This is a genomic window from Staphylococcus argensis (assembly GCF_002902305.1).
Classification (GTDB): Bacteria; Bacillota; Bacilli; order Staphylococcales; family Staphylococcaceae; genus Staphylococcus; species Staphylococcus argensis.
In genome coordinates this window covers 265573-290045 of sequence record NZ_PPPX01000016.1, presented here as the reverse complement: position 1 = coordinate 290045, position 24473 = coordinate 265573, and the positions used below count along the sequence as shown (strand labels likewise).

Here is a 24473-nt window from a genome sequence, read left to right as displayed (position 1 = left end):
CAACTATTGCCTTAGCGATTGCGCTCGTGACACAATTAGTCAAAGTTCATTTGACCGACCATCATAAGAATCACGAATGGACGAGCTATGTGGAAGAACAACATGAGCGCATTGAGTTATACACGCGTTACAATTATCAACATGTTGACGACCTAGATATGAAATTAGGGAAACTTCGAGATCGTCAGACTACCCCGTCATTAACAGTGAAAGTTCGCGTCAATCATAGTTGGAAACATTATTTAGACGTCCATCTGACGCAGGATACGCCATTCGATGGCAAGTCCGTCCAAAGTAGTCCTGCACTTCATAAGTGGCAGCGTCACAGTCGACTAGCGACGGTAGATGAAATTGTCGAAACGATGCACGCCAAATCTGTGACCGACGCTTTAGATCAGCTCAAGAAAGAGGGTGCGCACCATGACTAGACTTCAATATATTATGCGAAGAGGGATGGGCATCGTCGGCATTCTCTTCGTCATCTACACTGTTACGGTGCTTCTCCTGTTGTTCGCTAATTTAATCGCGTTATTCTTTATGCCACTCATGATCTTTCTGTTAAAAGCCTGGTGCTTGAAAGCAGCGATCTTCGTCGTAATTGGAGCGGTCGTGGCGGTTATTAATTCGTTCATCCGAGAGACGAAGTACCATTCTCAAAGTATTCTGCTATTGTATTGCATTACGTTATTCTGTTTAGTGATGGCAACTGAGATTATTAAACACATTAACTGATTCTAGGAGCGATGGAGGAGGTTACAGTTGTGCCACGCGACAAGCGATTCTATCTATATTACGTACTTTGGGGCATTGCTTTGACCCTGATGTTATACGTCATATTTGTAATTGTGGATCATCTATTCCACATGCATCTTGCGGGATTGCTCTTAAATTTAGATTTCTTAATGGATCCCGCTCATACACCGTTTGTTGTGGAGTTGTGCTGTCATTTATGCATTACGTTTGTGATCTTGGCCGCGAGCTTATGGGTCGATCGCCGTCGAGGTTGGAACTTTCAACTTTGGCTCGGCATCTTAGCTGTATTTTTCATTGTCCTTTACCCATTGATGATAGGGTTATCTCAACGTGCGATATTTCAGTATCAATTCGGTGAACATGTATTGTGGGTCATAGGTCATTTCATCTTTCTAGGCTTGATGGCAGGCGTAGTAAAGCACAGTAGACGCTTTGATTAAGACGATTTAAATGTCAGATGATAATAGTAAAATGATTGAGGACTACGAGAATTTTAAAAAGATTGTTGGTAAACTGATATTTTTCAACAAAACAGGGTATTACTATATCTAAGTGGAATAAGAGAACTCAATGATTGTTACTAATTCAAATACGTTAGTGGGATGAGATGATTAATTATTTGATGCCAAGTAGTTAATCGCTCGTCCCTTTTCACTCAAAAGGAACTAAATTGTGCTAAAGAGAGTTGAGGAAGATGAAACGATTAGTGCTGAGAAATATAGTAGGATGGTTTCTCGTACATATGATTGTATCGATAGGGGTAGCACTCATCCCGACCCAGCAACTTCGACGCATACATCCTTACTTTCGCAACTTTAGAAATGAAGAGGATGTGCTAAAGCGTTATCTACATATTCGCCGATGGAAAGATCAATTACCCGAAAGTTCTCAATTTCTCTTCTTAAGTTATGATAAATCTCACTTTAACGAACATACTGAGGATTTAGTCGAACGCTTTCTTCTCGAAGTCAATCGTGCGGAACTGACACATTGGCTTTCAATGGCGCCTTTTCCGCTCTTCTTCTTGTGGAATCCGCCTCGTTATCGCGCCATTCATGTTGTTTACGCTGTGATGAGCAATCTGCCATTTATTTTAGTACAACGTTATAATCGCATACGACTTGAACGTGTGCTTAAGAAGATGAACCAACGTCACTCTAAGACGTCATAACTGAAATCGTTATAGAGTGAAGTGGGAGGCTACGATATTTCTTAGTCATTTTACCTCTCGTAAGTAACTGAAGTGAATCGCGTTCAACATACGGCAACAACGCTTTAACAAGACTATCTCGCAATGAAAGGATGATAATGTGACTCGTGTAATTGTCATTGGCGCTGGTGTAGCAGGATTAGCTAGTGCGATAAGACTGCAGAACAAAGGTTATCAAGTCACGATTGTGGAGAAGCAATCTCGCGTCGGTGGAAAGATGAATCGCGTGGACTTTGATGGCTATACCTTTGATTTAGGGCCCACCATAGTTATGATGCCTGAGCTTTATCGTGAAATCTTTGAACTCACAGGCGTAGATGCTGACGACTATATCCCGATGCGACGTTTAGATCCTATGTATAGTAGCTACTTCGATCATGGTCAAACGCGTTTCGAAGTCTCGAATGATTTGGTTAAGATGCGCGAGATGTTTGAATCTGTGAGCGAAGCGGATGCAGCAGGCTTTCTGCGGTATCTCAGTGATTTATACTCACGCTTTCTGACAGCGAAGGATTACTTTCTTCAACGGTCCTTTAATCGTAAAAGAGATTTCTACAACTTTACCACTTTGTATCAAGGCATGAAGTTAAAAACGTTAAATAGTGCAGAGAAGTTGCTTCAAAAATATATTTCAGATCAACGTATGCGTCAGATGATCAGCTTTCAAACGCTTTATATTGGTATTTCTCCACATAAAGGACCATCACTCTATACGATTATTCCTCTCATCGAATTTGTTTATGGCGTGTGGTTTATTCAAGGGGGCATGCGTACGATGGCTGAAAGTATGGCACGCCGGTTTAAAGAGATGGGCGGCGATATTCAACTCGAAACACCAGTTACAGACATTTGCTTGTCAGAGGGCACAGTTCAAGGTGTCCAAACCCCAGAAGGCAGATTGGCGTCAGATATTGTCTTGTGTAATGCAGACTTCCCATATGCGATGAAATATTTATTAGAGGAATCCCAACACAAAGCGAACTATCCAGACAAGAAGATAGATCGCATGGACTACTCTTGTTCTTGCCTGGTGTTCTATTTTGGTATGAATCAGAAATTTAATGCGCTATCGACTGTTCACAACTTCGTCTTCTCTGAGAATTTAGATCGCAATATTCATCAAATATTCGAGGGCGACGTCATTACTGATCCATCTCTATATTTTTATATCGCATCGCAATTAGATCCGTCACTTGCACCTGAAGGGAAAGACGGTATTTATGTGCTGATGCCAGTGTCGAATACGCAAGTAATGAAGTATCAGTGGACGGAAGCAATGACGGACTATTATCGTCAGAAAGTATTGGATAAAATGTCAGAGCTCCCAGAGTTTGAACACTTTGCGCAATATATTCAGTCAGAGCGTGTAACAACGCCTAAAGATTTCGAACAAGACTTCAATGCCTATTACGGTGCTACATTTGGTTTAATGCCGACATTGGCGCAAAGTAATCATTTACGCCCTCAAAGTAAGTCGGCTAACGTGCGCGGACTTTACTTCACGGGAAGCAGTACACATCCTGGCGCTGGTGTCCCGATCGTCTTATTATCGGCGAAGATTGCTGTAGAGGAGATTTTAAAAGATGCACGAGGAGGTCATTATGAAAAATAGAGATTTGGCTTACTGTGAACGTGTGATCAAACAACATTCGAAATCGTTCTATTACGCCTTCTCCCAATTGCCGAAACAAGACCGTTTAGCCGTGTATGCGATTTATGCGTTTTGTCGTATGTGTGATGATGCGGTAGATGAAGAACAAGGATCGATTGATCAAATTCAAAGCGAACTTGATCATTTTAAACGAGGAAAGGTAGTTGATCATCCTGTATGGAGAGCGCTTGCGTGGGTACACGAACGTTATGAGATCAACACTGACTTTTACGATGAGCAGATAGAAGGGCAACGAATGGATTTGATGTTCAAGCAACCTGAGACGTTTGAAATGCTAGTGACGTATTGTGAGAAAGTCGCTGCGTCGGTTGGTGGGATGTTACTGCCGATATTGAGCCATGAAGTTGATGCGCAACGTTATGCTCAGGCGCGTCGTCTGGGTGTCGCGATGCAGTTGACGAATATATTGCGCGATGTGGGGGAAGACTATCGTGATTTGCAGCGTATCTATTTGCCACGTCAAATGATGGCACACTATGGTGTGACGGAAACGCAAATTGCACAAGGACAAGTGACAAATGGCTTTAAGCAACTCTTTGAAGGACTGGCGGCTGAAGCGGAAACACGTTACAAGCAATTTCGTGATGAGTTGTCACATTATAAGAGGGAAGCGAGACTGCCGGTATGCTTATCGGCGACCGTGTATGGAGAAATTCTCAATGTGATTCGCGAACATCATTACGATTCACTTTCTCAACGACATGTCGTACCTCGCAGTCGTAAGCAAGCGTTATATCGTAAAGAGAAACATAATGTAGGAGGTTGAGATCATGCCTAGCAAAGTAGTAGTTATCGGTGGCGGATTAGGCGGAATGTCTGCGGCGATTACGTTGCGTCAACGCGGCTTTGATGTCACGTTATATGAGAAAAATGATCATCTCGGAGGCAAGCTTAATCGTCGTGAACAGGACGGTTTCGGTTTTGATTTAGGGCCTTCACTCTTGACGATGCCTAAAGTGATGGAACGGCTATTTAAGCGCAGTGATAGAGAGATGCGTGATTATGTGGACGTTACTGAAATCCCCTTACAATGGCGTGCCTTCTTTCCTGATGGTGCAAAGATTGATTTGTACCAAGATCTCGAACGTATGCAAACGGCGTCGCAATTATCAGAGCGTGATATATCTGAGTATCGCCAATTTCTTAACTACGCCGGCCGATTAGATCGTTTAACGGAACAAGGATATTTCCGACATGGTCTCGATAACTTACGCCAAGTGATACGTTATTATGGACCGTTCAAAGCGCTACAATTCGATGTCTTTCGGACGATGCAACAAGCGATTAATCACTACATTAGTAATGCACATTTACGAGATATGTTGGGATATTTTATTAAATACGTCGGCTCCAGCGCCTACGATGCGCCAGCAGTATTGAATATGATGGCACATATGCAACATGAACAAGGCGTTTGGTATGTCCAAGGTGGTTTGCATAAACTGGCACAAGGAATGGAACAACTTGCGCGCGATATTGGTGTGCAGATAGAACTGAATGCTGAAATTACCCATGCCACGACAGAGAAAGAGCGTATTGAAAGTCTCGTAGTCAATGGTCAGACTGTGAGTGCCGATGTGTTCATTTCGAATATGGAGGTACTACCATTTTACCGTCATATCCTTGATTATACGCCGAAACAACTTAAGAAATGGGAACGCAAATTCCCACCGGCTAGCTCTGGCTACGTCATGCATCTCGGTTTGGATAAGCAATATTCGCAACTTGCGCATCATAATTTCTTCTTCTCTAAAGATTCAAAGCGCAATTACAAGCAAGTCTTTCATGACAAGATGTTACCGACGGATCCGACGATTTACCTCGTCCATACGACTACGACAGATGCGACGCAAGCACCTGAGGGTTCTGACAACTTGAAGATCCTGCCTCACATTCCTGCAGGAGTATCCTTTACTGAGGCGAGTTACCAACGTTTCCGTGAACGTGTCTTAGACAAGTTAGAGGCGATGGGACTTGAAGGTTTACGGTCGCACATTGTCTCAGAGTATACGTTGACGCCAGATGACTTACACGCACTCTATTATTCTGATGGGGGTTCCATCTATGGTACGCTGTCAGATCGTCGATTGAATCGAGGGTTTAAGCACCCTAAGCGGTCTGAAGTGGTCGATAATCTATACTTTGTAGGTGGCACTGTTAACCCTGGTGGAGGTATGCCGATGGTCGTGCTCAGCGGTCAGCAAGTCGGTGAGATGATTCCCGAATGAAGCGAGTACTCTTTCTGATATTTTGCAGTTTACCACTCATATTGCTGGGTCGAGCGCGCTATATTCAGTCTACGCATTCAGGTGTCAGACGTCAGGTGTCGATTATCATTCCTGCACGAAACGAAGCACATCGTCTTCCTCGGTTGTTGAAGTCGATTCGTCGTCAGCAACAAGTAGAGGTAGAAGTCATTGTAGCTGATGACCAGTCGACGGATAACACACGAGCGATTGCGCAAGAATATGGTACAGATGTTGTCGATGTTGAGCCTCATACTTGGTCAGGTAAAAGTTACGCTTGCTATGTCGGGGCTCAAATAGCACATCATGAACGCTTATTATTTATGGATGCGGATACCTTTTTTACTCATCCCTACGCATTGAAAGATTTCCTGGGAAATGGTCAAAGTCAGGGCGTATTGAGTGTGCAACCTTATCATGAAACAGGTGGTGCCTTGGAGAGACTCGCTTCTGTTTTTAATATTGTTACGGTAGTCGGTATGAATATATTTAGTCTCTTGTCTCATATGCAGACGTCTTGTTTATTTGGTCCAGTCATGTTGACCCATCGAGAAGATTATTGGCGTATCGGAGGTCATCGTGTGGCGAAAGATGCAGTGATGGAAGGTGAGGCGTTGTATCGAGCGTATGCACGAGCCGGGATACCTATCGATTTGCGTTTAGGAAAAGGTTATGTTCACTTCCGTATGTATCACAGTCTCTCAGAAATGGTGCGAGGATTTCGTAAGCACATCGCAGTCGGTTCAAGTCAAACGCATCCATGGGTAATGACGTTAGTTATGCTGTGGCTAAGTGGAAGTATGATTGCGGTGGCGTCACGTCGGTTATCAGCTCTCCTATGTTATGGTTTGAGTTTCTTTGTTTTAAGCCGACGTGTCATTTCAACACGTCTCAGTTCTATAGTTACGTTTCCACTACATGTGCTGTTTTTCTTCTACGTTTACGGTTTGTCTTGGTACAGCACAAAGCTACGTAAACAAGTAGAGTGGAAAGGACGACATATTGAGTTATAGAATGGTTCATTAAAGTCTAGATCGTAGTGTTGGGAATGCTGCGGGCTGGTTTTTAAAATAGAAAATACATTTCTGAAGAGACTTATATCAATCGATTTAACGCGATATGATGACAAGCCAGCTCCAGTTAATTCTAACATCATTAATTATGAGACCTTGGTTCAGAAGTAACGTTAGATTAAGAACATTTTAAACTCACCTTAAACATCGGTCTATGTTTACTCCAATATAAAAGTGGTACTTAAATAATATGTACGTGCATATATTATAAAAGGAGTGATTAAAAAGATGGAAATCTTAGTTATCGGTGCAAATGGCGCTGTAGGTAGAAAGGTTATTGCGCAACTTAAAGAAGCAGGACATCACTCTATCGCATTAGTACGCAAGGAAGAACAAGTATCAGAGTTACGTGAAATTGGTGCAGACCGTGTCATGGTTGGAGATCTTGAAGAAGATTTCTCTGACGCATTTAAAGATGCTGAAGGTGTGATCTTCGCAGCAGGTTCAGGTGGCAGCACAGGTGCTGACAAGACAATGATGGTTGACCTATGGGGTGCGAAGAAAGCAGTTGATTATGCCAACAAATATCATATTAAACGTTTCGTACAACTCAGTGCGACAGACAGCCTTCATCCTGAAGAAGAGTCAGAAGTTATGAAACCTTATGCGGTTGCTAAACACTTCTCAGACTTATACATTGAAGATTCAGGTCTCAACTACACAATCGTACACCCTGGACCACTTCAAGACGACGAAGGTACAGGCAAGATTGAAGTATCAACAGAGCTAGAAGACGATCCTAGCAGCTACAAGATCCCTCGTGAAGATGTAGCTACAGTGCTTGTTAATGCATTGGATACAGAAGAAGTAGAGCACAAACATATCTTTATTCAATCAGGTGAAACGCCAGTCTTAGAAGCACTTACAGGTGCGAAATAAATAGATTTAATAGAAACTCATAGGACGTAGACATAAGGCTTATCCGTTATGGTTAGGTAAGCGATGCTCAACGTCTTATGAGTTTTTCTATTTTAGTAGTAAAATTCCTTCTATTTGTTAAAAAATTCCTCCCTCCACTTCCCAACAAAACAATATATCTTCAAATTTATTTCATTGACTGTGGCAACTATGTTGTAAGATAATTATTTTGTAAACGATTACATAATTTAAATACATATAGTGAGGTATTGAGATGACGACTTCTGAAATCAAGCAACTGATTGACGCAGGTCAGTTGTCTATTGGTATCGAATTTGGTTCTACGCGCATCAAGACTGTAGCGATAGATCCTGAATGTCGGACGATAGCTACAGGTTCGTTTGAGTGGGAGAATCAATTCAAACATGGTTACTGGACGTATTCAATGAACGATGTCTGGGTCGGCTTGCAGCGAAGCTACGCTGAAATGACCGATGCCATTAAAGATCAATATGATACGACAGTGAGAAATATCGCATCGTTAGGTATTAGCGGAATGATGCATGGTTATCTCGTCTTTGATGAGCACGATGATTTACTCGTGCCGTTTCGAACTTGGCGTAATAACAATGCGAATGAAGCGGCAAGTATACTCCGAGAAGATTTCCAAGTGAATATTCCTGAACGCTGGAGTATTGCGCAGCTCTATCAATCCGCTATCGACAAGGAAGAACACGTGCCACATGTCCGTTATATGACGACATTGGCAGGTTACGTTCATTGGTACTTATCAGGTGAGCGTGTGCTCGGTATCGGTGATGCCTCAGGGATGTTCCCGATTGATAGCGACACGTTGACTTACCGTTCGGATTTACTTCAACGGTTCAATACGCATTTTCACGAAGCGGGATATACGCAACAGATTGAAGATATTCTACCTGAAGTGGTCGTGGCAGGTCAGTCTGCGGGACGTCTAACGGAGATAGGTGCCAAGCTGATTGACCCTCACGAAGAGCTTGAAGCAGGATGTCCAATGTGTGCGCCTGAAGCAGATGCGGCAACTGGCATGGTCGCAACGAACAGTGTCGCACCTCGCACGGGGAACGTGTCAGCGGGTACGAGCATCTTCTCCATGATCGTGTTGGAGAAACAGATTCAGCAGCTCTATCCAGAGGTGGATATCGTCTCAACGCCAGATGGCTACGAGGTCGCGATGATTCACGCCAACAATTGCACGTCAGATATCAACGCGTGGGTCGGCATCTTTGAAGAGTTACTTCAACGTTTAGGTGTGGATTATGATAAAAATAACCTCTTCACAACCTTGTTTGAAAGCGCTTTAGACGGAGACGACGATTTAGGGCAATTATTGTCTATCGGCTACGTTTCGGGCGAATTTATTACTGACGTCCCTCAAGGGTACCCGTTATTACTTCGTTCGTTAGACAGCAACTTTAATCTCGCGAACTTTATAAAATCACAAATTTATAGTGCCTTTGCGACACTTAAAATTGGCATCGATTTATTGAAAGAGAACGAACAGATTCAAATCGATTCAATGCTAGGTCATGGTGGCATTTTTACCACGAAGGAAGTGGCGCAACGCTACATGGCGGCTGCACTCGAAAGTCCGGTCAGTGTCATGCAAACAGCGTCAGAAGGTGGCGCTTGGGGTATCGCAGTGCTCGCACGCTATCTCGTGGCAGAACACAAAGATTTAGCACAGTTCCTCAATGACTCAGCGTTCGAAGCGTCAGATGCGATCACGATTGAACCGACTGAAGCGGAAATCGACAGTTTCCGAAACTACACTGAACGTTTCAAAGCGGGAATGGAACTCGAGCACGTGGCAGGTCAGCAGTTCAACTCAAATAAAGATAGAAAGCGGGATCAGTAGTGGGCAACGATTTAAATACAAATAGTCAACGACAATTTCTAGGTTTACCGATGATCTTACTCTGGGGTTACGTCGCGGTGGCGATCTTCATGACTGGAGATGGTATTGAACAAGCCTTCCTATCGAAATACATTAGGATGCTTGGCTTTGACAGTGGACATGCAGGGAATGTTCTTACTGTTTATGGTTTCGTCGTGGCTATCGCATCTTGGATGTCAGGGGTGCTAGCTGAAATCTTCAGCCCACGTCGCGTGATGATCTTCGCCTTCATCATGTGGATCATCTTCCACGTCGGGTTCCTTGTCCTCGGTTTAGAACAAGAAAGCTATCCGATGATGCTCATCATGTACGGCATTCGTGGCCTTGCTTATCCGATGTTTATTTACAGTTTCGTCGTGTGGATTACTTACTCCGCACCACGCTACAAACTTGCGTCGGCGATGGGTTGGTTCTGGGCGATGTATTCCATCGGTATCGGCGTAATCGGTACATACTTACCAAGCTTTACGATTCCATGGCTCGGCTACATGGGCACACTGTGGTCATCTATTATCTTTATCTTCATCGGCGGTATGCTCGCGATGTTCTTGGTAAAAGACAAGCAGGGTGCGCAAAGTGAAGCGAAGCAGCTGACGAAGAAAGAAATGTTAGGTGAATTTGTCAAAGGGATTACGATATTGCGCAATCCTCAAGTGGCGATCGCTTGTCTTGTGCGTATCATTAACCAACTCTCACTCTTCGGTCTCGTGGTCTTCATGCCAAGTTTCTTTACAGACCACGTTGGTTTCTCCATGGCGCAATGGTTGAGAATTTGGGGCGTCATGTACATCGTGACTATCTTTACGAATCTCTTCTGGGGCGTCGTGGGAGACAATATTGGCTGGATTCGACAAGTACGCTGGTTCGGCTGTATCGGTATGGCGCTATCGACTTTAGCATTCTACTACATCCCATTGTGGACTGGTCCGAACTTCTGGGTTGCACTCATCGCAGCAGTTGTCTTCGGTTTCGCCGTGGCAGCATTCGTTCCGATGTCAGCCATTTTCCCAACACTAGAACCAGAGAATAAAGGGGCGGCAGTTTCTATTCACAACTTATCTGCCGGTCTCAGTAACTTTATGGGTCCATTAATTGCGAGAGCGTTCTTACCTTTAGGTGGCACACGCGCTGCAATTTGGGCGTTAGCAGCATTCTACATTATCGGGTTTGTATTGACCTTCTTTATGAAAGTCCAACAACCTCAACAAACTATAGAGAGAAAGGTGTCAGAACATGACTAACATTATTGAACAATTTAAACTCAACGGTAAAGTAGCCATCGTCACAGGAGGTGCAATGGGCTTAGGTCAAGCTATGGCAGAAGCACTTGCTCAAGCAGGCGCAGACATCGTGATTGCCGATATCAACCTTCCACTTGCGAAGAAGACCGCGCAGAATATTAGTGAGGCTGAAGGTGTGAAGACGACTGCGATTGAAACTGATGTGACAGATCCTGAAGCGGTCAACCAAATGGCGGACACAGTAGTAGAGGAATACGGCAAGATTGATATCCTCGTGAACAACGCCGGCATGACAATTAACGAGAAAGCGGAAGAAATGTCATACGAGAACTGGAAGAAAGTCATGGATTTAAACTTGAACGGTATCTTCCTAGTTGCTCAAACTGTAGGTAAAATAATGATAAAACAAGGTTACGGTTCAATCATTAATACATCATCTATGTCAGGTCTGATCGCAAACAAACCACAAGAACAATGTTCTTACAACGCATCTAAAGCAGGCGTGATCATGTTGACGAAAAGTCTGGCGATGGAATGGTCTAAATACGGTATTAAAGTCAACACCATTGCGCCAGGTTACATGAAGACTGAATTGACGAAACCATTCTTCGATAAAGGTGGGGCGATGATCGACGATTGGATGGGCTTCACACCAATGGGTCGTCCAGGTGCACCACATGAACTTGGCGGTATCGTCGTTTATCTCGCATCCGATGCTTCTTCATTCGCACAAGGTAGCGTGTTTACAATTGATGGTGGCTATACAGCGTTGTAAAGATAGATATATATAAGGTGACCCGGAGTTTAAATACTCCGGGATTTTTTTGTCGTTTTTAAGTAAACATAAAGAGTAAAATAATTTAATTTAAAAAGTGATAATGAAAAACGTTGAAGCAGCACATCCAAACTTAGTCATTCCATCTAATCCTGGCTGTCATATTCAAATGCAGTTAGGGGTCGAACGCGAAGGACTAAGTGACCGAATCTTAGTTAAACACATCGTGGAAGTTGTTGCGGAAGCGTGTGGTATAACAGCTTAAGTTGAAATTTGATTAATAATAGAATGCCCTTTCTAAGTGATAAGCTACTCACTTAGAAAGGGCTTTGTTTAGTTAATATCATCTCTCGTAATGCGCAATAATCTCTTTCATACGATCCAAGAATCCATTAATATACTTTGCGGGACCAAGAATACGCACATGAGGCGTGTGCTGATAAGCAATGTAATACGCATCAAGCTCTGTCACAGCCAAATCAATAATCAAATAATCATTATGAGATGACGGACGTTCATCGATGACAGTATAAATTTCACATAAACTGCTCTTAATATCTTTGTGTACTTCAAGCGTAACAACATCTCGCGCATAACACTGCTTAAACTCCAACTCCGTGATCTCCACTTTATCGATCTTACGCACATCTACACTCTTCAAAGAGTCCTGCTCCTCATACGTGAGCCAATAATTATAGTTCATATAGATGAGGGAATGGGGCACAATCGTACTCTTCGTTTGATCAGTAAACGTCACATCGATCAGTACACCTTGGCGGATAGCGGTTTGAATTGCCATCAATTGTTTTCCCGGAAGCACTTTACCTTCTCGCGGTTTAAAATGATTGATGACGTCTTGTATTGTCTTTGCCTCTTCGATTCGTGACCCTTGTTTCAATTTTTCTAATAGTTTCATCACACTTGTATGGAGGTAAGGAGTGAGACTCTTAATTTGCAGTAACACACCTAATACTGCATAGCTATCGTAAGTAAATTTATAATTATCAAGATAATACACTGTGCCTTTAGGACTGGGTTTGTGTTTAATTTCTGTATCAGTCGCATGCCATTCGTCACTTTGGTAAAAGAACAGATTCATATCTTTAACATCACGTTGTAGTGTTTTAGCGCCCTTACCAGTCTTTTCTGTAAAATCAGTTACGGTAATATGCTTGCCATTGATTAATGTTAAAAATATGTATAAAATTCGTTCTACTCTATTCATAAACTTCAACTCCTGCATTTATTATATAGCCAGAAATGGACAAATATTGTCTTTTTAGAAGAGGAAATTTGTGTAATTGATAGAACAATCCTCCTAGTAAACTACAAGAAACCAATTCCTTAGTATCGTGGCATCCCTTCTATAGAAACAAAGTAACTTAATACAAACTTGATAATCTGATATATTTCAACTGACGAATGACTACTATGTGTTTCTTTTTGAAAACTATACTTGTCAAAATGACTAAAGTATTATATATTATGAACTAAGGAGTTGAGTGAAATTGCGCAATCGACTTAAAGAATTACGTGCTCGAGATGGCTATAATCAAACACAGCTTGCTAGAAAAGCCGGAATTTCTAGACAAACGGTGTCTTTGATTGAACGAAACGACTTCATGCCATCTATTCTGACTGCAGTGAGAATCGCACGTATATTTAACGAACCTGTTGAAGATATCTTTATATTTGAGGAGGACGAATTGTGAAAGTCGGAAGATACATATGGTTATTTATACTTGGTTGCTTTATTGGTGGAATTATTGGAGGGGTTATTGGTGTAGCCCAAAATTTTAACATAAAAAGATTATTATTCTTTGCTGATTTTAAAAATTCAGTTACCATCTCAATGATTTCAACAATTCTTACTTTGATTTTAGCCCTAACTGCTTATATTTATTTACGCTCTGCTTTAAAAAATAATAAAGTGCTTGAATCTAACATTTATGACGAAGAAGCAGACATATACGAACGTAACTATAATATTCACTTTAATAGAGCACAAATTTTGATATTAATTAGTAACATAGTTGCTTTTTTGAATTTATTTATTATCGTGCTAGGGCATGGAAGTCTTAATGTTTACTTTATTGCATTAATTCCTGTATGTGTAACAGCAATTATATCTATTATTAATGGAATCTATATACATAAATTAGATTCTCGAATGCCTAAACTTGGAGACAAGAATTATACAGAAAAGCGTTTAAGTGTGATGGACGAAGGTAAACGTCATATTACATTGAAATCTCTTTTTAAAGTTAATGCGGTTACACTTTCTTTAGTAATAGTTGGCCTCTTATTTTTATACTTCTATTCAATGGCAACAGGCGACAATCAAAGCATTGGCATGCTCGTATTAATCATTATCTTCATCTATAACTCATTAACGTATACTTTCAAAGTTGCAAAATACTATAAAAACTAAGAAAGGGAGAACATAATGGACTATTTGTTAAATGTGAAAGATCTCAATAAATCTTATAAAAATAGTGAATTTACGTTATCTGACCTTAATTTAACGATTCGACCAGGAGAAGTCGTTGGTTTAATAGGGAAGAACGGTTCAGGTAAATCTACGCTAATCAACACGCTTGTAGGGAATCGTTTTCCAAGCTCAGGAGAAATTGAATTCTTCGATCAGAAAGTAACGGAACAGAATCAAGGTTATAAAGAATATTTAGGCGTCGTATTCGATGATTTACGTGTGCCTCATAAGTTAGATATTAAACATATTGAGAAAGCATTTTCTCATATTTACCAAACATGGGATAGCGACAAATTTAACGAATTAATTCAACAATTCGAGTTACCAACCAATCGCCCGGTAAAGGACTTCTCACGAGGAATGAAGATGAAAGTTGCGATATCAATGACGCTCGCACATGATAGTCGTCTGCTGATCCTCGACGAAGCGACTGCAGGGATGGATGTCTCAGGTCGTGAAGAGGTGCTTGATATATTAGACGATTATGTAGGTGAGGACAATGGCATTATGATTTCTTCCCATATTTCAGAAGATATTGAGACTATTGCGACGAAACTTATCTTTATGAGAGATGGTCGAATCATTTTAACCGAAGAGAAGGAAAAGTTATTACAGCAGTACGGGATTGTGCGTCAACCGGTAGAGGCGTTCTACGTGCCGAACCAAGTGCTCGTTGCGACAAGAAAATATCGTGGAGAGCGCATTTCTCTAGTGAATGATTATACGCAAGTGGACGGGGCAGAATCTCTAAACTCGATTGATGATGCGACAAAAATCTTGATGCGAGGTGAAATCTAATGAAAGGTATATTTCTAACGAATTTCTATGCGACGAAAAAGCAATTTATTATATATTTCATTATCTCTATAGTTGCAACGTTTGTTTTTAGTTTTATCAACCCGGTAATGAGTTGTTTCTTACCTATGATGTTCTTACTCAGTCCTGTTTCTGATAATATTAAACAAGAAAAAGAGTCGCATTGGATGCATTATGTAGCGACACTTCCTAACGGACGGAAAGGGTACGTCAATTCATACTTTACATTTGTTATTATTTCTGTGATTATTGGCTTAATACTTGGTATGATTGCTATATTAGTCATGCATCAAAGCATTGGCCTAGCTTTACTTGCGATCTTATTTGGTATAGGCTCAGTAGGTATATACTCTTTAATTTTTCCATTTACTTTTAAATTTGGTCCAGAGAATTCAAATTCAATATTAATTATAGTTACTATTATATTAATGATAGCGTTTTTCGGAGTTTACTTTTTAACTATTCAACCTGCTTTTATAAGAGCAGAAAGCTTTACTGGTGTGGTACATGATACCACTGCGTTAATCAGTGTTATTGGATTTGGCATAGTTGGAATAATAGTGTTACTCGCATCATATTTCTTTTCTTTATCTATCATTAAAAAGCAAGAACTCTAATATATGAAGAAATCCAGCCAGTGCATCACGCATTGGCTGGATTTCCTTATTATCATAGAAATTATTTAAATTAATAGGGAGAATAGCCCCAAAAGAATTTACTCTACACATTAGAATATCTTCGAAATGCTCTCTAATTCCCAATCACTAATGTGCTGTGTATATTTCTTCCATTCGCTCCGCTTCACATTCATAAACTCTTTCCAAATCGATTGACCGATCGTTTCTCCTAACACTGCATCTTTCTCAATCGTTTGAACCGCTTCTAATAAATCACGTGGCACCCACTCAATGCCGTGTTCTTTCAATTGTTCATCATCAAACTCAGCTACGTCTTCTTGCATTGGGTTACCTGGATCAATTTTATTCTGAATACCATCAAGACCTGCCGCTAACAAGCACGTAGACAGTAAGTAAGGATTACAAGAACCGTCAGCACCACGGAACTCAAAGCGACGCGCACGACGGACTTCGGGTACGCGGACAAGAACAGAGCGGTTCGCATCACCATAACACACATGCGCAGGTGCCCAAGAACCTGGTTGCATACGCTTGTAAGAGTTGAACGTTGGTGCGCCAATACCGACGAGGGAACGACCATGCTTCAACAAGCCGCCGATAAAGTAATACGCGTTCTGAGATAACTGTAAGCCACGCTTGTCGCTTGGATCTTCGAATAAATTATTGCCGTCTTCATCATACAAACTGATGTGCACATGTAAGCCGCTTCCTGGCTGATCCTCAAACGGTTTCGCCATTAACGTACCTAACATGTCATGCTGACGCGCGATTTGCTTAAATAAATGCGTAAACGTCACTTGGTCATCTGTTGCTTTCAACGCATCGGCATATTTCAAGTTTACTTCAAGTTGACCCGGACCATATTCACTGGAAATTTGTTCTGTCGTTACACCCATTGTCTCTAAAGCATGGACGAATGATTGAACGAAACTATCTTGAATATCGACGCCATCTGTTGAAAAACAATGTGATTGGTCAGCTGGAAGGATGTTGCCTTTCTCATCTGTATCCAATAGATACGCTTCTTGTTCGTAGGCCATGTTTAACTTGCCGCCTAATAACTTTTCTACTTTTTCCAACAAACGTTTTAAAGCATTACGTGGACAGCCTTCCCATGGTTCACCATTCACATCGTATAGGTCACAAAGCATGCGGGCAGTCTTCTCACGGAAAGGAACGACCGCATACGTATCAGGGTCTGGAATCGCGAAGAAGTCCCCATCGTTAGAACCATACGCGCCACCTTCGATAAACTCATCGAACATGTCAAAGCTCATAATCGCCGTACTGAAGTTAACGCCGTCTTCCATCGCTGCACGCAAGTTGTCATTGCGAATCGTACGCCCACGTGTCACTCCTGTGTAGTCGAGAAACTCCATACGAATAAATTCAATATTGTCATCTTGTACTCGATCTAGAACTTGTTGAATCTTGTCATTCTGATTATTTACCATAGTTATCGCCTCCTTAAATCGTGTCGAAGTGCTGAGTTACGGAATACAAATCAGTTAACGCAACATATCTAATGCATATTGCGTAAAGATCTTCGCGCCATAAATGATGGCTTGTTCGTTAAATTTAAACTGCGGGTGGTGTAAATCGTAGGTCGTCTCATGATCCTCGCTAATTCCTAGACGGAAATAGGTACTCGGCAGTTGTTCAGAGTAGTAACCGAAATCGTCGGCACCCATCGAAGGTTGGCCAAGGTCGATGATGTTGTCCTCGCCGACAATCTGACTGGCACTGCGCTCGAGCTGATCAGTAATTTCATCGTCATTAATCACAGGCGGATGGCCGTTAATGTACTCGATATCGACGTTGCCGCCAAAGCGTTCAGCTGTCTCTTTCACCAGTCGGGTAAAATGCGCTTCAATTTCTTTACGCATGTCGTGGTCAACGGTACGTACTGAACCTTCCACTACGACTTCATCTGCAATTGAGTTGTTGGATTGTCCACCTTCAACTTTACCTACATGGATGAGGTGGGGTTTCACTGGATCAAGCACACGTGTTTCGAGAAATTTGAGTGCTTGAACAATTTCGTGTGTAATCGCTAGGGCGTCGATTCCTTCGTAAGGTCGCGCCGCATGCCCACCTTTACCGTGAACTTTGAGTACGAAATCATCGCACGAAGCGGTTACTGGTCCTTTAATTGTGCCGATTGTACCGAGTGGGAGCTTCGGCCACACGTGTAGCGCGATGATATTCTCAATCTGTGGATCAGTCAGTACACCAGCCTGTATCAACTGTTCAGCAGCGCCATCTGCTTCCTCTCCAGGTTGGAAAATGCAGCGTACCGAACCTTTCAGTTGATCACGGTGTTGCCACAAATGATAGACCGCACCTAACAGAATTGTCGTATGCCCATCATGTCCACATGCGTGCATAACACCTTCATTTTGAGAAGGGAAGTCGACATTCGATTTCTCTGTAATAGGGAGGGCATCGATATCTGCGCGTAACGCAATATGTTTGCCATCTTCTGCGCCTTCAATATCGACGTACACCCCGGTATCCGTAATGGTTTGATACGGAATCCCCCAGTCGTCGAGGATCTTTTCAATATATTTCTGCGTTTCATGTTCTTGGAACGACAACTCAGGGTGCTGATGTAAATGTTTGCGAATGCCAAACAACGTGTCATTCAACGCTTCATTCCAAGACCACTTTACAGGTTGCGTCATCTTCTCACTCCTTTAGTTGGATTGTGTTGCTTAGTGGGGGAACGCTCGCTCTTTCTTGTGATAGTAAAATGTTCACGTATGTCAGGCGCCCCGTCCTTTTACCACTCTAGAAAGTGATACTCTCCTACGCGTCACTACAAGCAACAATCGCATCTTGATAAACGCGCTCGAAGTTACGGTAGAGCACCATCTCACCAATCTCTTGCGCCATGTGCTCGTCCATATAATCGCGTTCGACCCACGTTTCTAAGACCTCGGTCAAATCTTGGCGGAATAACTTCGCTGCTAACCAGTTCATCTCTGGCGCGCTGAAACAGTCTGAGCCGAACATCACTTTGTCGAACGGCGCGAACTCGAAGACGGTAGAGAGAATGCGTTTCGCCCCGTGACCCGCGAACGGAATCTGAAGTGAGATGTCCATATAAACGTTAGGCAAGATGCTCGTGATAAACGCCGCTTCCTCCATCCACGGGTAGCCACCATGCACGAAATGGACTTTCGTCTGGCTGTACTTCGGCGTGCGTAACATATCAATCAGCAAACTTGGACTCGCTTTCGGTAAGACCACTTCACCATCGCCCACGCCAGTATGGATATGCATCACTTTGTTCGTCTCCGTACACGCTTCCATCGCCAAATGCATACAGTAGTCGCGTAACGGTTTCACAGCTGCTCGCGTATTATCGCGGAATGTAGCATAGGCATCTGCCGCTTTGTCCTCGTCTTTTGGCAGAACTTCTAAACCACTGCGGTAAGCAATGATGGACTTCAGACCTACGACATCAGGTCGCTGCAAGGTTTGGAGTAAATCGTCGTAGTAGGCTTGTTTGAATTCGGTAAAAGTCTTACATTGCGCGCCGTAATGTTCCATCACGGGTTCAATGCGATAAATTTCAAAGGTGTGAAAGCCTGCCGTTTGTTCAAAGTCTGCTTTCGGAATATGTGGCACAGGATAACCGTAATCGACAATCATGCCAGCGATATTCGCATCTTGATACAAACTTTGAGTGTAGTTGGCATAATCTTCAGCATGTTGATTACGCGCTTCCACTACAGCCTCGATATGTGGTTCACATTGGAAGAATTGAGCCAAGCGTCGAATAGTGAGTTGTAAATACATATTCATACCCGGAACAATGCCATTCTCTGAAATGTCTTGCTTGGTAAACATATCGGGGATGACTGAAAGTGATAATGTATTCAAGAAACTTTCTACGGTGTGTGGCTTCTCAGGTGCAACAAAGGGATGACAATGAACATCCACAGCCGGCACCTGTTGAAGATTGATGGACATAATAACACTTCCTTTGTAATCGTTTACAAAAAGAGTACTTAAAATTTACCGTTAAGTCAAATAATTCTGAAATTTTATCTGTAAAAACAGTGAGTGGCGCGAAGTTTCCTAGCCCTCGAGAGTTGGGTAAACAATTAATAAGAGAACAGAAACGAGGAGGATGCTGTTGAAGACTGCGAAAGATTTGAAACAACTGTTACATTCAATAGATGGAGGTAAATACGGCGCGTATAAACGTTTAAATGGCAATCAATACCGCTTCGATGATTTCACCTTTGTCGTGGAACATGTGCAAGCGGATCCGTTTGCGCCGCCAAGTAAAGTGCGTGTGCTTATAGATCGTGAAACAGCGGGAATTCCGGACGAACTGCTCGATTCACACGATAAAGTCGTAGCGGTAACCGACTTCTTAACACGTGCGTTTGGTCAAGAAATTAACCGTGCGCAGAAAGGTGCGAAAGGGTCTAAAGGCAAGATGGTGATTGATCGTTGTGGCCAAGAGATTCTCGACCGTTCTGCCGTACAAATCGATGAGCAGCAGATTGAAGTGCGTTTCGAGATTGGTATGCCAGCTGCAGGCCGTAAGATCTTAGGTAAAAAGGCTGCGACAATCATGATCGATCACATGCCAAACGTCGTCGAACAAGCCTTAATGTATCGCAACTTAGATCAAGATCGCTTGAAGGAGCAAGTGGAACTTTATCTCAACCAGCAATTTATTCGTGAAGAGCTAGATCGTCGTGACCTCGTCGCATTTGTAGGCAACGACGCGATACTTCCACGTAAAAATGGCGTGTCTGACTTACCACTGCAAGACGCAGTGCCTTTTACCAGTCCGGAAAGTTATGAAATCACACTCGACTTGCCATATGGTGGCCAACTGACAGGAATGGGTATCCCGGTTGGCATTACGCTCATCGTCGGTGGTGGTTTCCACGGTAAATCAACGTTGCTTGAAGCGCTTGAAATCGGCGTTTATAACCACATCGCGCAAGATGGTCGTGAGTTCGTCATTACACGTGCGGATGGCATGAAGATTCGTGCTGAAGACGGTCGGAGCGTGGAGAAAGTGAATATCACACCGTTTATTGATAATCTGCCAAGTAAAAAGGACACGGCACATTTCTCTACGACGAATGCTAGTGGTAGTACGTCCCAAGCGGCGAATACGATGGAAACGCTCGAAGCGGGATCATCACTACTCCTCATCGACGAAGATACGACAGCGACAAACTTTATGATTCGTGACGACCGCATGCAGAAACTGATTGCGCCTGAGAAAGAGCCGATTACACCGTTCGCTAGTAAAGTCAAACCACTCTATGACGACTATCAAGTGTCTACGATTCTTATTGTCGGCGGTTCTGGTGACTACTTCGACGTCGCCGACCAAGTCTTTATGATGGATGAGTATGAGTTGAAAGACGTGACAGACGATGCGAAGGCCATTGCGCAAGCGCCAGAATATCAGCGCGATGATATTTCAGATAGCGAGTTCGGTGACATTCCGAAACGCGTGCCGTCGAAAGCAAGCTTTAACAAGAAAGGCAAAGATAGCCGTCTGAAAGCGAAAGGCAAGCATGCGATTATGTATGGCAAAGAGCCGATTGACATTTCAGGCTTGGAGCAACTCGCTGATCCGAGTCAGACGAACTGCATCGCAATGATGCTGGATTACTATCAACATCAGCTGGCAGGGCGTAAGATGAGTATCGTTGAAGCGGCCGATACAATTTATAGTAAAATTGCTGAAGAAGGTTTCGATGCCATTGCGCCGAAGAACCGATATCCAGGTGATTTAGCCCTACCACGCAAACAAGAATTTATCGCGACGATTAATCGTTATCGTGGATTGAATATAGAAGAATAAGTATGTGAGCCCCACGGTCAAGTTAAGGTTGGCTGTGGGGTTTATTTGTGGGATTGAGGTGTAAGCATAAAAAGTACACCCCATGAAGTTAGACTTTAACTTTTAGGGGTGTGTATCATGTCGGGGTATTAATTTTTTGTCGTTTTTATACTCTATTTGATAATTTTTGTGGCAGCTGGAAGCTCTATAGTAAAAATTCTTCAACTTAATCAGGGATATAAATATCCTTTGTTTTCACAGTACCACGTTCTAGGTTTTCGATAGATTTTGATAAATGCTTGGCATTAGCTGGATTCTGTTGTAAGTATAATGTTTCCATAATTTCGTTATAGCGATCTTCTGACATCATTACCGCATTACAATCCTTAGTTGTAATCGTTACTACGTCACAATCCTCATTAACTTTATGAATCATATCTTCTAAGTGTTTCTGTACATATGAATAAGTCTTCGTAATCATGATTACATGTCTCCTCATTGGTGTTTTATATGAATAATATTATTGTACAACATTCAACATATGGATGACGTTATAAAATGTCATCATCATGACAATTAATTTATGAACTGACAGACAACGCGAACATTGTCGTTTTAAAAGTAAATAAGAAGAGCCCAGGATAAAATAAATATCTTTTAATCTCATCCCAGACTCTTCTATCATTATCAATCCATATGTTCTTCAATATAAGCTTTAAATGGCTCTGCTTTTTCAACATCCACATTGCGCATCGGAAACGCGCCAACCGCGAAACGAATCGTTAACGTCACATCTGCCAACGTAATCGCTTCAATCTCACTATAATTAATATTGCGGTAGTAGAACTCGCCGTCCATATCCACATTCAGAATCAAACGCTCGCTCGTCGCCACATATCCCGCTTCAAAGGTCTTCACTTCACCACGCACAGGGTAGTCCATATCGCCGAGTAGCGTAGGTCCTTTCTGTTCAGTAGGAAAAAGGTCATTCGGATTTACATTATCTAATATCATTACTTAAGTCCTCGTCTATTTCTTAATATTTACCGCTTCGTGTTTTGCATAAGTCTTTAAAAAGGAGCTAAGCGCAAGTGTGCTGACCTTGCGCTTAGAATCGCCCTACAATATCCAATAGGGCAGTGCCATTAAAGAAAGTGCTGCAGATGAGTCGCTTCACATTTTAGAAAGAGTATCAACAATGTTCTCATCTATACTTGGGGATGCCTCACTTACCCATTAATGGCACCTAATTTATCATTAATCTACGATATCGAGTTCGACATCTTTAATATCAATACCGAGTGCTTTTGCGACACCTTCACCATAAGCAGTATCCGCTTTGAAACAGTGGCGAATATGACGGTGTTTAATGTGTTCGCTTACTGGTGCCATTTCATTCACAGTATTCTCGAATAAACGTTGTTGTTCCTCCTCAGACAACAGACGGAAGAGTTTACCCGGTTGTTCGAAGTAGTTCGCATCATCTTCACGGAAGTCATGTTCATAAGCTGTACCTTCTAATGGTAAACCAGGCTTTTTAAACTGTGGCTGACTTTCTAACTCGCCGTGTTGGTTTGGATAATAATGTGTCTTCGCTCCTTGGTTCTCGTCTAAGATACGCATTTGACCATCACGGCTGAACGGGCAAATATTTTCAACACCTACACCTTTAGGTTGGTTGACTGGAATTTGCCAGTGGTTCACGCCAAGACGATAACGTTGTGCATCTCCGTAAGAGAAGAGACGACCTTGTAACATCTTGTCAGGTGAGAAATCGATACCTGGAACGATATTTGTAGGCGCGAACGCAGCCTGTTCTACGTCTTGGAAGTAATTCTCAGGGTTACGGTTTAACTCGAATTTACCGACTTCGATAAGTGGATATTCGTCTTTATACCAAACTTTCGTTAAATCGAATGGATTATCTTTATGGTTACGCGCTTGCTCTTCAGTCATCACTTGAATGTACATCTTCCATTTCGGGAAGTTGCCTTCTTCAATCGCATTGAACAAATCTCTTTGAGAAGATTCGCGGTCTTGTCCTACGATACGTGTCGCTTCGTCAGGCGTTAAGTTCTTAATACCTTGTTGGCATACATGATGGAATTTAACCCACACACGTTCGCCTTTATCGTTATACATAGAGTACGTGTGAGAACCGAAACCATGCATGTGACGGTAACCATCTGGAATACCACGATCTGACATGAGAATTGTCACTTGGTGAAGTGCTTCCGGAAGTGATGTCCAGAAGTCCCAGTTCGCTTCAGGATTGTGCATATTTGTCTTCGGATCACGTTTCACGACGTGGTTTAAACTTGCGAATAGCTTCGGATCTCTAAAGAAGAACACAGGCGTATTGTTACCTACGAGATCCCAGTTCCCTTCGTCCGTATAGAATTTCAACGCGAAACCACGAATATCACGTTCTGCGTCTGCCGCACCACGTTCGCCGGCTACAGTTGAGAAACGAGCGAACATCTCTGTTTGCTTACCAACTTCAGAGAAGATGCTTGCACTTGTATATTGAGTAATATCATTTGTTACGGTAAAAGTCCCAAAGGCACCTGAACCCTTCGCATGCATACGTCGTTCAGGAATGACTTCTCTATCGAAGTGCGCCATTTGTTCCAAGAAATAAATATCTTGCATTAACAGTGGACCACGTGGACCAGCCGTCATACTATTCTCTCTGTCTGATACGGGTGCGCCAAATAAACCAGTTAATTTACTCATAGTTATATCTCCTTTGGTGTTGAGTTGAAGGACGCTGTCTTTAGAATAATTTCAAATTATCTTTTATACGCTTATGGTAAAATTGAGAATTTGAATAATTCGTTAAGTCATTGTGAGATACACTTCATTGCCTTCATACTCACGATTGATGCCGTCGATGTCATCTCATGACATGGTGAAATGGATGAGACGCAAACGTCA

General features: G+C 42.4%; 25 protein-coding genes. 18 read left to right on the top strand and 7 right to left on the bottom strand.

Annotation, left to right across the window (positions count from 1 at the left end; genetic code table 11):
• Positions 1-26 precede the first annotated feature (26 nt).
• The 13 genes from CD039_RS10255 to CD039_RS10195 all read left to right on the top strand — a co-directional run bounded on the left by CD039_RS10255 (position 27) and on the right by CD039_RS10195 (position 12029).
• Positions 27-428 carry a hypothetical protein gene (locus CD039_RS10255; protein WP_142384390.1) on the top strand — a complete coding sequence of 134 codons (402 nt, stop codon included), beginning with the start codon at positions 27-29 and terminating at the stop codon, positions 426-428.
• The gene (locus tag CD039_RS10250) at positions 421-732 is read left to right on the top strand and encodes a hypothetical protein (RefSeq protein ID WP_103372234.1); all 312 of its coding nucleotides are present in this window, start codon (positions 421-423) and stop codon (positions 730-732) included. The genes CD039_RS10255 and CD039_RS10250 overlap by 8 nt, the downstream gene beginning before the upstream one ends.
• A gap of 29 nt (positions 733-761) precedes the next feature.
• Positions 762-1193: a hypothetical protein gene (locus CD039_RS10245; protein ID WP_103372233.1), complete on the top strand. Its 432-nt coding sequence runs from the start codon at positions 762-764 to the stop codon at positions 1191-1193.
• Between the two features lie 254 nt (positions 1194-1447).
• On the top strand, positions 1448-1924 hold the full coding sequence (locus tag CD039_RS10240; RefSeq protein ID WP_142384389.1) for a glycosyl-4,4'-diaponeurosporenoate acyltransferase CrtO family protein: 477 nt from the start codon (positions 1448-1450) through the stop codon (positions 1922-1924).
• 139 nt (positions 1925-2063) lie between these two features.
• Positions 2064-3575, top strand: coding sequence for a phytoene desaturase family protein (locus CD039_RS10235; RefSeq protein ID WP_103372231.1), 1512 nt, complete (start codon positions 2064-2066; stop codon positions 3573-3575).
• On the top strand, positions 3565-4401 hold the full coding sequence (locus CD039_RS10230) for a phytoene/squalene synthase family protein (protein ID WP_167386264.1): 837 nt from the start codon (positions 3565-3567) through the stop codon (positions 4399-4401). The genes CD039_RS10235 and CD039_RS10230 overlap by 11 nt, the downstream gene beginning before the upstream one ends.
• A gap of 4 nt (positions 4402-4405) precedes the next feature.
• Positions 4406-5863: a phytoene desaturase family protein gene (locus CD039_RS10225; RefSeq protein WP_103372229.1), complete on the top strand. Its 1458-nt coding sequence runs from the start codon at positions 4406-4408 to the stop codon at positions 5861-5863.
• Entirely contained in the window at positions 5860-6894 is a 1035-nt protein-coding gene (locus tag CD039_RS10220) for a glycosyltransferase family 2 protein (RefSeq protein WP_103372228.1), read from the top strand. The genes CD039_RS10225 and CD039_RS10220 overlap by 4 nt, the downstream gene beginning before the upstream one ends.
• 288 nt (positions 6895-7182) lie before the next feature.
• A complete protein-coding gene (locus tag CD039_RS10215; RefSeq protein WP_103372227.1) occupies positions 7183-7833 on the top strand; it encodes an SDR family oxidoreductase in 651 nt (216 codons plus the stop codon).
• Between the two features lie 253 nt (positions 7834-8086).
• Entirely contained in the window at positions 8087-9709 is a 1623-nt protein-coding gene (locus CD039_RS10210) for a xylulokinase (protein ID WP_103372226.1), read from the top strand.
• Complete coding sequence (locus CD039_RS10205; protein WP_260843958.1) at positions 9709-10989, top strand: MFS transporter; 1281 nt, start codon at positions 9709-9711, stop codon at positions 10987-10989. The genes CD039_RS10210 and CD039_RS10205 overlap by 1 nt, the downstream gene beginning before the upstream one ends.
• Positions 10982-11764 carry a glucose 1-dehydrogenase gene (locus tag CD039_RS10200; protein WP_103372225.1) on the top strand — a complete coding sequence of 261 codons (783 nt, stop codon included), beginning with the start codon at positions 10982-10984 and terminating at the stop codon, positions 11762-11764. The genes CD039_RS10205 and CD039_RS10200 overlap by 8 nt, the downstream gene beginning before the upstream one ends.
• A 103-nt stretch (positions 11765-11867) precedes the next feature.
• On the top strand, positions 11868-12029 hold the full coding sequence (locus tag CD039_RS10195; protein WP_313955607.1) for a hypothetical protein: 162 nt from the start codon (positions 11868-11870) through the stop codon (positions 12027-12029).
• Between the two features lie 78 nt (positions 12030-12107).
• On the opposite strand, the gene CD039_RS10190 is transcribed toward CD039_RS10195, so the two are convergent.
• On the bottom strand, positions 12108-12989 hold the full coding sequence (locus tag CD039_RS10190) for a helix-turn-helix transcriptional regulator (protein ID WP_103372224.1): 882 nt from the start codon (positions 12987-12989) through the stop codon (positions 12108-12110).
• Positions 12990-13272: 283 nt separating this feature from the next.
• Between CD039_RS10190 and CD039_RS10185 the strand changes: the two genes are divergently transcribed.
• The 4 genes from CD039_RS10185 to CD039_RS10170 are packed head-to-tail and all read left to right on the top strand — an operon-like array spanning position 13273 to position 15688.
• Positions 13273-13476: a helix-turn-helix transcriptional regulator gene (locus CD039_RS10185; RefSeq protein WP_002471958.1), complete on the top strand. Its 204-nt coding sequence runs from the start codon at positions 13273-13275 to the stop codon at positions 13474-13476.
• Positions 13473-14195 (top strand): DUF3169 family protein, encoded by a 723-nt coding sequence (locus tag CD039_RS10180; protein WP_142384388.1) that lies wholly within the window; start codon positions 13473-13475, stop codon positions 14193-14195. Before CD039_RS10185 ends, CD039_RS10180 begins: the two co-directional genes overlap by 4 nt.
• A 15-nt stretch (positions 14196-14210) precedes the next feature.
• Positions 14211-15053, top strand: coding sequence for an ABC transporter ATP-binding protein (locus CD039_RS10175; protein WP_103372223.1), 843 nt, complete (start codon positions 14211-14213; stop codon positions 15051-15053).
• The gene (locus tag CD039_RS10170) at positions 15053-15688 is read left to right on the top strand and encodes an ABC-2 transporter permease (protein ID WP_103372222.1); all 636 of its coding nucleotides are present in this window, start codon (positions 15053-15055) and stop codon (positions 15686-15688) included. The genes CD039_RS10175 and CD039_RS10170 overlap by 1 nt, the downstream gene beginning before the upstream one ends.
• 110 nt (positions 15689-15798) lie before the next feature.
• Here CD039_RS10170 and CD039_RS10165 read toward each other — a convergent pair whose 3' ends face one another.
• The 3 genes from CD039_RS10165 to CD039_RS10155 form a co-directional block, all read right to left on the bottom strand.
• The gene (locus CD039_RS10165; protein ID WP_103372221.1) at positions 15799-17163 is read right to left on the bottom strand and encodes a glutamine synthetase family protein; all 1365 of its coding nucleotides are present in this window, start codon (positions 17161-17163) and stop codon (positions 15799-15801) included.
• A 54-nt stretch (positions 17164-17217) separates the two neighbouring features.
• A complete protein-coding gene (locus CD039_RS10160; protein WP_103372220.1) occupies positions 17218-18393 on the bottom strand; it encodes a M20 metallopeptidase family protein in 1176 nt (391 codons plus the stop codon).
• A gap of 124 nt (positions 18394-18517) precedes the next feature.
• Positions 18518-19687: an amidohydrolase family protein gene (locus CD039_RS10155; protein ID WP_103372219.1), complete on the bottom strand. Its 1170-nt coding sequence runs from the start codon at positions 19685-19687 to the stop codon at positions 18518-18520.
• A gap of 166 nt (positions 19688-19853) precedes the next feature.
• Between CD039_RS10155 and CD039_RS10150 the strand changes: the two genes are divergently transcribed.
• Positions 19854-21557: an ABC-ATPase domain-containing protein gene (locus CD039_RS10150; protein WP_103372218.1), complete on the top strand. Its 1704-nt coding sequence runs from the start codon at positions 19854-19856 to the stop codon at positions 21555-21557.
• 205 nt (positions 21558-21762) lie between these two features.
• Here the strand turns inward: CD039_RS10150 and CD039_RS10145 are convergent, their stop codons facing one another.
• The 3 genes from CD039_RS10145 to CD039_RS10135 all read right to left on the bottom strand — a co-directional run bounded on the left by CD039_RS10145 (position 21763) and on the right by CD039_RS10135 (position 24272).
• On the bottom strand, positions 21763-22017 hold the full coding sequence (locus CD039_RS10145) for a type II toxin-antitoxin system Phd/YefM family antitoxin (protein ID WP_103372217.1): 255 nt from the start codon (positions 22015-22017) through the stop codon (positions 21763-21765).
• Between the two features lie 206 nt (positions 22018-22223).
• Positions 22224-22550, bottom strand: a complete 327-nt coding sequence (locus CD039_RS10140) for a hypothetical protein (RefSeq protein WP_103372216.1) — start codon at positions 22548-22550, stop codon at positions 22224-22226.
• A 243-nt stretch (positions 22551-22793) separates the two neighbouring features.
• Positions 22794-24272: a catalase gene (locus CD039_RS10135; RefSeq protein WP_103372215.1), complete on the bottom strand. Its 1479-nt coding sequence runs from the start codon at positions 24270-24272 to the stop codon at positions 22794-22796.
• Between the last annotated feature and the right edge of the window lie 201 nt (positions 24273-24473).

What these genes read in the sequence shown, in the direction of transcription:
- CD039_RS10190 (WP_103372224.1), bottom strand. Translation starts at nt 12,989, where the DNA reads ATGAATAGAGTAGAACGAATTTTATACATATTTTTAACATTAATCAAT.
- CD039_RS10170 (WP_103372222.1), top strand. Translation starts at nt 15,053, where the DNA reads ATGAAAGGTATATTTCTAACGAATTTCTATGCGACGAAAAAGCAATTT.
- CD039_RS10145 (WP_103372217.1), bottom strand. Translation starts at nt 22,017, where the DNA reads ATGATTACGAAGACTTATTCATATGTACAGAAACACTTAGAAGATATG.
- CD039_RS10240 (WP_142384389.1), top strand. Translation starts at nt 1,448, where the DNA reads ATGAAACGATTAGTGCTGAGAAATATAGTAGGATGGTTTCTCGTACAT.
- CD039_RS10200 (WP_103372225.1), top strand. Translation starts at nt 10,982, where the DNA reads ATGACTAACATTATTGAACAATTTAAACTCAACGGTAAAGTAGCCATC.
- CD039_RS10155 (WP_103372219.1), bottom strand. Translation starts at nt 19,687, where the DNA reads ATGTCCATCAATCTTCAACAGGTGCCGGCTGTGGATGTTCATTGTCAT.
- CD039_RS10230 (WP_167386264.1), top strand. Translation starts at nt 3,565, where the DNA reads ATGAAAAATAGAGATTTGGCTTACTGTGAACGTGTGATCAAACAACAT.
- CD039_RS10135 (WP_103372215.1), bottom strand. Translation starts at nt 24,272, where the DNA reads ATGAGTAAATTAACTGGTTTATTTGGCGCACCCGTATCAGACAGAGAG.
- CD039_RS10160 (WP_103372220.1), bottom strand. Translation starts at nt 18,393, where the DNA reads ATGACGCAACCTGTAAAGTGGTCTTGGAATGAAGCGTTGAATGACACG.
- CD039_RS10250 (WP_103372234.1), top strand. Translation starts at nt 421, where the DNA reads ATGACTAGACTTCAATATATTATGCGAAGAGGGATGGGCATCGTCGGC.
- CD039_RS10165 (WP_103372221.1), bottom strand. Translation starts at nt 17,163, where the DNA reads ATGGTAAATAATCAGAATGACAAGATTCAACAAGTTCTAGATCGAGTA.
- CD039_RS10225 (WP_103372229.1), top strand. Translation starts at nt 4,406, where the DNA reads ATGCCTAGCAAAGTAGTAGTTATCGGTGGCGGATTAGGCGGAATGTCT.
- CD039_RS10195 (WP_313955607.1), top strand. Translation starts at nt 11,868, where the DNA reads ATGAAAAACGTTGAAGCAGCACATCCAAACTTAGTCATTCCATCTAAT.
- CD039_RS10210 (WP_103372226.1), top strand. Translation starts at nt 8,087, where the DNA reads ATGACGACTTCTGAAATCAAGCAACTGATTGACGCAGGTCAGTTGTCT.
- CD039_RS10175 (WP_103372223.1), top strand. Translation starts at nt 14,211, where the DNA reads ATGGACTATTTGTTAAATGTGAAAGATCTCAATAAATCTTATAAAAAT.
- CD039_RS10215 (WP_103372227.1), top strand. Translation starts at nt 7,183, where the DNA reads ATGGAAATCTTAGTTATCGGTGCAAATGGCGCTGTAGGTAGAAAGGTT.
- CD039_RS10220 (WP_103372228.1), top strand. Translation starts at nt 5,860, where the DNA reads ATGAAGCGAGTACTCTTTCTGATATTTTGCAGTTTACCACTCATATTG.
- CD039_RS10140 (WP_103372216.1), bottom strand. Translation starts at nt 22,550, where the DNA reads ATGATATTAGATAATGTAAATCCGAATGACCTTTTTCCTACTGAACAG.